Source organism: Kocuria sp., assembly GCF_030536815.1.
Lineage (GTDB): Bacteria > Actinomycetota > Actinomycetes > Actinomycetales > Micrococcaceae > Kocuria > Kocuria gwangalliensis.
Genome location: NZ_JAUNPE010000114.1, coordinates 1 through 6,913, shown reverse-complemented (window position 1 = coordinate 6,913; position 6,913 = coordinate 1). Strand labels below are relative to the sequence as shown.

Genomic DNA, 6,913 nt, shown 5'->3' with positions numbered 1-6,913 from the left:
GGCATTGAAAACGTGTCGACGGCGCTCGCCGCCACCCAGCTCGGCATCACCGCGTGTTCCTTGCTGATCGGTGCCGTGGGCGAACCCGCGATTGCGCACTTGATCGAGGTGCCGCTCGAGTACTTCGGTGTGCCCTCGGCTTTGTTGCACCCCATTGCCCTGGTCATCGCCTTGTTGATCGTGACCTTCCTGCACATGGTGTTGGGCGAAATGGTGCCCAAGAACATCGCGATTGCGGTACCGGGGCGTGCGGCCATGGTGCTGGGTCCCATGCTGCACGGGTTCGTTGTGGTGTTCCGCCCGTTCATTTGGATCATGAATGAGACCGCAAACCACTTGGTTCGCTGGGTTTTCCGGGTGGAGCCCAAGGACGAGGTCGCCTCATCCTTCACCTCCGAGGACGTGCGCGGTTTCGTGGCGGAATCCGGCCGCGAGGGCTTGCTCGACACCGACGAGATCCGGTTGCTCACGGGGGCCTTGAACTTCGAGAACAAGACCGCCAAGGATGTCGCCCTGCCCCTGACCGGCATGCGCACGGTCCCCAGCGACATCACTGCCGCGGGGATCGAGCTGATGTGCGCGGAGACCGGTTTCTCGCGGTTCCCGGTGCAGGACCGGAACGAGCGCCTGATGGGGTACATCCACACCAAGGACGTGCTGGGACTTCCGGAGCAGATGCGTCACGTACCCATCCCGGCGGCGTCGATCCGTCGTTTTGCCCGGGTGGCTCCGCAGGACAAGCTGCGAAAGGTCACGCGCACCATGCAGGCCGACGGCGCTCACTTCGCCCTGGTGGGCGAGGTCGCCAGGGACTCCCGCACCACGGACGAATCGGTGTACATCGTGGCCCTCGAGGACGTGTTGGAGGAACTCGTGGGCGAAGTCCGGGATGCAACCAGCAAGTCGACGGCGGAGTGAGAGCCGCGGAGAATCAATCGAACGGTGGATGAAGGGCCCATGCCCGGCATCCCATAATGGTGTGAAACCAGTTCTGTGATCCCAGGGAGACTCATGCCCAGCCAGTCAGCCGCAGCCGCTTCGGAAAAGCGCGTGAACAGCGACTCCCGTTCCAACATCGACACCACCGGACGCCACCAGCCGCGCGTGAGTCCCCGAGGTCTCTACCGCGTGGTGGCCACGGCCGAAATGCTCACGTGGGCTCTGCTGATCACCGCGATGATCGGCAAGTACGCCCTGGGCGCACCGGACTGGACCATGCGGATCGCCGGCAGTATTCACGGCTTCGTGTTCCTGTCCTACTGCGTATCCACCGTGGTGGTGTGGACCGATCAGCGCTGGCCCGCGTCCAAGGGAATCTTGGGCCTGGTCCTGGCGGTCGTCCCGTTCGCCACGGTTCCGTTCGAACGTCACGTGGACCGCAAGGGCCTGCTGGCTTCGCAGTGGCGCGTGGCCCCGGCCGGTGTCGCACCGCGGAACGGTCAGGAACCCGCCCGCACTGCTGCCGAGCGGCTCCTGGCCGTGATTCTGCACTGGCCGATCCTTTCGGCTCTCGTATTGGTGGTGTTGGTTGCCCTGCTGTTCACGGTTCTGTTGAACGCCGGGCCGCCCACCGAGTGGTTCAACTAGGGCCCGCCCGCCAGGGTCGCTGAGCGGTGGGCCCGGTTCATATCGGCGTGAACCATGGTTGCGGGGGCTCATACCCGAGCACGACGACCCCGGGGTGAAAGCTCGCTACCCTCGTGTCAATGGCACTCCACGTACGGTTCGCGCGCTGGGCACAAGAGCACCCTCACCTCAGCAACGCTCTGATGATGAGCGGCGGAATCTTCGTCTCGCTGTCCTTTCTCACGGCAGGGGCGTTGGACGGCGGCCGGAGCCTGTGGTGCGCCGCGGTGGTTGCCCTGCCGTTGTTGTTTCGACGAGCGGCCCCGGTGGCCACGGCGTTCGCGGTGGGAGGGTTGGCGCTCTTCGTCCTGGTGGTATTCAACGTCGCGACCATCGGGCTGTGCATGTGGGCCGTGCCCTGTCTGATGTACACCGTGGCGGTGCGGGCATCCAGGAAGAAGCGTCGTGCGGTGCTCCTTACCGCACTGCTAGGTTGCGCGATCTTCGGAGCACTGTGTTATCGCTGGTTCTTCGCGTTTTACGGCCCGCCCACCCTGTTGGAGTGGGCTCTGGCGGCGTTGATGTTCACCGTGGTCAGCGCATTGGTCGTGATCGTGGCCTTCCTCGCGGGTGATCTCGCGCGGACGCGCCGGCTGCGGCGTGAACAGCTCGAGGATCGGGCTCGTCGCCTCGAAGTGGAGAGCGAACAGGAAGTGCGCCTTGCCGCCCAGGACGAGCGCACGCGCATTGCCCGGGAAATGCATGACGTGGTGGCGCATTCGCTGTCCGTGGTGATTGCCCAGGCGGACGGTGCGAGGTACGCGGCGGCGTCGAACCCGGAGGTGGCCGTCCAGACCCTGGAGACCATTTCCGAAACCGCACGCGGGTCGCTGACGGAGATGCGCAAACTGCTGGGCGTGTTGCGCACGGGCAGTGAAACGGAGACCAAACCGGTGCCGCAGCTCGGTGACATTCCCGAGCTCGTGCGCTCGGTGCAAGCGGCCGGATTGCCCGTGCAGTTCCAAGAATCGGGCACCCCCGCTCTGAGCACCGGCGCTCAGTTGAGCCTGTACCGGGTGGTGCAGGAGGGCCTCACCAACGTGTTGAAGCACGCGTGGCAGGCCGGTTCGGTACGGGTGAGCATTGATCATCAGCGCGATTTCTCGTGGGTGGAGGTCGTCAACGACGGCGCGGGGGCCAATGATCCGCCCCGGGCTCCGGGGGCAGGCCACGGGCTTCAGGGGTTGCGCGAGCGCGTGGCTCTGTACGGTGGTGAGATGACGGCGGGTCCGCATGTCACCCGCGCGGACGTATTCGTCGTTCAGGCCACCATCCCCTCGGAGGGCGCGTGAGTTCCATTCCCCCAGAGTCCGCTGCTGTGTCGCGGGTGCTCATAGTCGATGACCAGCCGCTCGTGCGCGGCGGTTTCCGTATGCTCGTGGACTCCCAACCGGATCTCGCGGTGATCGGCGAGGCCGGTGACGGTCGGGAAGCCGTGGATTTGGTGGCCGGGGCCGTGGACACGGAACGCATTCCGGACGTGGTGCTCATGGACGTGCGCATGCCACAACTCAACGGCATCGAGGCCACGCGGGCCATCCTGGCAGCTCGTCCGCAGATCAAAGTCATTGTGCTCACCACGTTCGACCTGGACGAATATGCCTTGGACGGCATCCGCGCCGGGGCCAGTGGGTTCCTCCTCAAGGACGCCCGCCCCGAGGAACTGCTCGAAGCCATCCGCACGGTCGCCCGCGGGGACGCCGTGATCGCGCCCTCCACCACTCGCCGGCTGCTCGACCAGCTCATTGCCCGTTCCCCCAACGACGACGCCGCCCCCGCGGGTGCCGGATCGGCGTCACCTCGGGGGGTGCCCGGAAACCACACGATCCCCGGGCGGGGGCCCGCGGCGGCGTCGAACCCGTGGGAGAGTCCCCGGCTTACCGCGCTGACAGCGCGTGAGCGAGAGGTGTTCGAACTCGTGGGGCGGGGGCTGTCCAACGGCGAGATCATGTCCGAGCTGTACCTGTCCGAACCCACGGTCAAGACTCACGTGTCCCACATCCTGGCCAAGCTGGGTGCCCGCGATCGGGTGCAGGCCGTGGTGATCGCGTACGAAACCGGCGTGGTGACGGCCTGACGGTGTGCTGCTGCGGACCCTCATTCCCCCGGATGGCCCCGCTGCGGGCCCTCACACCCCGGGATGAGACCGTGGCCTGCGGGTTCGGTACTCCCGCCCGATGTGCCCGGCCCCGGCCTCGGACACAGTTGAAGCATGAACACGACGCGCACCGGAACCCAGCAATCTGAGGCCCTGCCATGGGGACGGCAAACCCAGCGGCACACCCCGTCCCCATCCCGTCACCAGGGGTCGATGGCCGTGGTGGCGGCCAACGTCTCCCGCATCTACGGAGCCGGTGAGGCTTCCGTCAAAGCACTGGACCGCGTGAACCTGGAGATTGCCGAGGGCACCCTGGTTGCCGTAATGGGGCCCTCCGGGTCGGGGAAGTCCACCCTGGTGCACTGCTTGGCAGGCTTGGACGTTCCGGACAAGGATCCCAGCACACGCATCGTGGTGGGTGGGCAGGACATCACCGGTCTCTCGGACGACCAGCTCACCCGCTTCCGCCGTGACCACGTGGGCTTCGTGTTCCAGGCGTTCAACCTGGTCCCGACCCTGACCGCGCGGCAGAACATCGAACTTCCCCTCTCACTCGCCGCGAAGCAGGTGAACTCGCGGCGCCTGGAAGCACTCGCGGACACCCTGGGGATCCGCTCCCGGTTGGATCACCGTCCGGACGAGATGTCCGGGGGCCAGCAGCAGCGCGTGGCCATCGCCCGCGCACTGTTCCCCGAACCGTCCGTGATCATTGCGGATGAGCCGACCGGCGCCCTCGACAGCACCACCTCCCACGAGGTGCTCGGCATGCTGCGCCGCAGCGTGGACGAATTCAACCAAACCGTGGTCATCGTGACACACGACCCCCGGGTGGCCCAGGCCGCGGATCGCGTCATCCGGGTCATGGACGGGCGGATCCAGCCCGACGACGCCCCGGTGGGTGATCGCTGATGCGCGCCGTCATCCTGTCCAGACTTCGCCTGCAATGGACGCGCTATCTCATGGTCCTGGCCGTGGTGGCCGTGTCCTCCGGCTTCATGACGGCGGCCCTCGGCCTGTCGAGCACGTTGACGGCGAGCATGACCAATGACCTGGCTGCGCAATACAAGAATGCGGACGCCGTGGTGACCACCGAAGCGGACGCCTTCAGCTTCAGCGCCACCCCCCAGCAGGTCGACGAGCTCTCCCACGTGGACGGTGTGGATTCCGTGTGGGCCCAGTACATGACCGGGGCCGTCCCCGGTTCGCACGCGGTTTCCTCGGACGGCTCGGCCACCTTGACATCCAATCTGCCCAACGATCCCGCCATATTCCCCGCGCAGATCACGCAGGGGGAATACCCCAGCGGTGACGAGCAAGTGTTGCTGGATGAATCCCTGGCCAAGAAGCTCAAGGTGGGCGTGGGCGACACCGTGTCCCTCCAGGAAATGAGTGGCCCACCCGCCGGCGAAGGCGGCGGGGGTGAGGCGCCCGAGCAGGGTGAGCGGGCGCCGTCGGCGGCCAATGAATTCACCGTGTCCGGCCTGACCGAAACCTCGGCCACCGGTGCGTTCGCCAGCGTGTGGCTCAGCAACGACGCCTTGGCGCAGTTGTCTCCCGGGCAGATCTCGGGTGGCAGCCCGCTGCAGGCCATTCAGCTCACGCTGGACGGTCCAGCCACGGACGGCCAGCTCCAGGAACTGACGGCCACCGCGGGCAAGATCCTGGCCAGCGGCCAGGGGCAGCAGCCCCAACTGCGCGTGGTGACTCCCGAACAGCTGACCGAGGAAACGCTCGATCAGCTGGCCGCGGGCTCCAACATCCTGACCATTTTCCTCCTGGCCTTCGCGGGGCTGTCCATCCTGGTGGCGCTGCTGGTCGTAACGAATACGCTGTCCGTGCTGACCGCCCAGCGCGCTCGTGAACTCGCGCTGCTGCGCTGCGTGGGTGCCACGAGCAAGCAAGTGCGTCGCTCGGTGCTGACCGAAGGACTTGTCCTGGGCATCGTGGGTGCGTTCATCGGTGTGGCCGTGGTGTGGGCCCTGGCGGTGGTGTTGCAGGTCTCCGGAGTCATTCGTGCGCTGACCGTGACGGTGGCCCCGCGTGACCTGCTCGTTGGGTTGCTCACGGGCATCGTGCTCACGATGGTCGCTTCCCTGGGCCCGGCTCGCCGCGCCCACGGGGCCTCGCCCCTGGACGGGCTCCGGGGGTCTCGCGCCGCCGACGGCGTTCCCCGCGTTCGCATTGTCCTGGGCGCCTTAATTCTCGTGGCCGGCGCCGGAACCCTGGTGATCGGCGCTTCGGAACGTGATCCGATCCTGGGAATCATCGGCGGTCTGGCGAGCTTCCTGGGAGTGGTCATGACGTCCCGGTTGTATCTGCCCCCGCTCGTCCAGGGCTTGGGCCGCCTCTTGCCCGGCGGGCAGCCGTCACGATTGGCGGCCGTGAACGCCGCCCGCTATCCCGCGCGCACGGCCACGACCGCCACGGCATTGTTGATCGGCGTGCTGTTGGTGGCAACGGTCCTCACGGGCCAGCACGTGGCCCGGGTCAACCTACTCAACGAGTTGGATCAGAACCGCCCCGTGGATATCTCCGTTCCCGCCAGCGCGGGACAGGTGAGCCCCGAGCAGGTGCGGCAGATTTCCGAGCTCAACGGCGTGCTGGGAGTCAAGTCCACCGACCCGGCCGACGCCGACGGCGCGATCATCCAGATCGACGCCGCCCAGTCCCTCAACAACTCCTCCGCGGCCGAGCTGCAGGAGAAGGTCGCGGGGATCCTGAACCTGACACCGGGTGAGCTCCAGGGCGCGCTCATGGAGAAGGCCGGTTACGTGTCCATCCTGGAGGTGATGCTCACGGTCACCCTGGGACTGCTGGCCGCGGCCGTGGTGGTGTCCGTACTGGGTATTGCCTCGACCATGTCTCTGTCCGTGCTCGAGCGGGTTCGCGAGAACTCCCTGTTGCGGGCGCTGGGTCTGACCCGCCGGCAGTTGGGCGCCATGATTCGTCGCGAGGCGCTGGTCATTTCACTGGTGGCCACGATCGTGGGCCTGGTGGTCGGCTGGGCCTTCGGCACGCTGGGCGTGATGTCCCTGGTGACCGAGGGGATGACCGTGGAGCCCACGGTTCCGTGGTCCGGCTTCCTCGCGATCATCGTGGCAGCGGTGGTGGTGGCGGTGCTCGCGTCGGCCGCCCCGGTGCGTCGGGCCACCCGGGTGTCCCCGGTGGAGGGCATGGCACGGGTGGATT

The 6,913-nt window shown here is 66.9% G+C and carries 6 protein-coding genes; all 6 read left to right on the top strand.

Features of this window, described 5'->3' with window-relative positions:
• A partial coding sequence (locus tag Q4E95_RS09895) for a hemolysin family protein (RefSeq protein WP_303383150.1) occupies nt 1–918 on the top strand: 918 nt, incomplete at its 5' end.
• A 93-nt stretch (nt 919–1,011) separates the two neighbouring features.
• The gene (locus Q4E95_RS09890) at nt 1,012–1,587 is read left to right on the top strand and encodes a DUF3817 domain-containing protein (protein ID WP_312396558.1); all 576 of its coding nucleotides are present in this window, start codon (nt 1,012–1,014) and stop codon (nt 1,585–1,587) included.
• A 119-nt stretch (nt 1,588–1,706) separates the two neighbouring features.
• Nucleotides 1,707–2,918: a sensor histidine kinase gene (locus tag Q4E95_RS09885; protein WP_303383149.1), complete on the top strand. Its 1,212-nt coding sequence runs from the start codon at nt 1,707–1,709 to the stop codon at nt 2,916–2,918.
• Entirely contained in the window at nt 2,915–3,703 is a 789-nt protein-coding gene (locus tag Q4E95_RS09880; protein ID WP_303383148.1) for a response regulator transcription factor, read from the top strand. The genes Q4E95_RS09885 and Q4E95_RS09880 overlap by 4 nt, the downstream gene beginning before the upstream one ends.
• A gap of 135 nt (nt 3,704–3,838) precedes the next feature.
• Entirely contained in the window at nt 3,839–4,633 is a 795-nt protein-coding gene (locus tag Q4E95_RS09875; protein ID WP_303383147.1) for an ABC transporter ATP-binding protein, read from the top strand.
• On the top strand, nt 4,633–6,913 hold a 2,281-nt coding region (locus Q4E95_RS09870; protein WP_303383146.1), incomplete at its 3' end, for an FtsX-like permease family protein. The genes Q4E95_RS09875 and Q4E95_RS09870, both read left to right, overlap by 1 nt.

What these genes read in the sequence shown, in the direction of transcription:
- Q4E95_RS09875 (WP_303383147.1), top strand. Translation starts at nt 3,839, where the DNA reads ATGAACACGACGCGCACCGGAACCCAGCAATCTGAGGCCCTGCCATGG.
- Q4E95_RS09885 (WP_303383149.1), top strand. Translation starts at nt 1,707, where the DNA reads ATGGCACTCCACGTACGGTTCGCGCGCTGGGCACAAGAGCACCCTCAC.
- Q4E95_RS09890 (WP_312396558.1), top strand. Translation starts at nt 1,012, where the DNA reads ATGCCCAGCCAGTCAGCCGCAGCCGCTTCGGAAAAGCGCGTGAACAGC.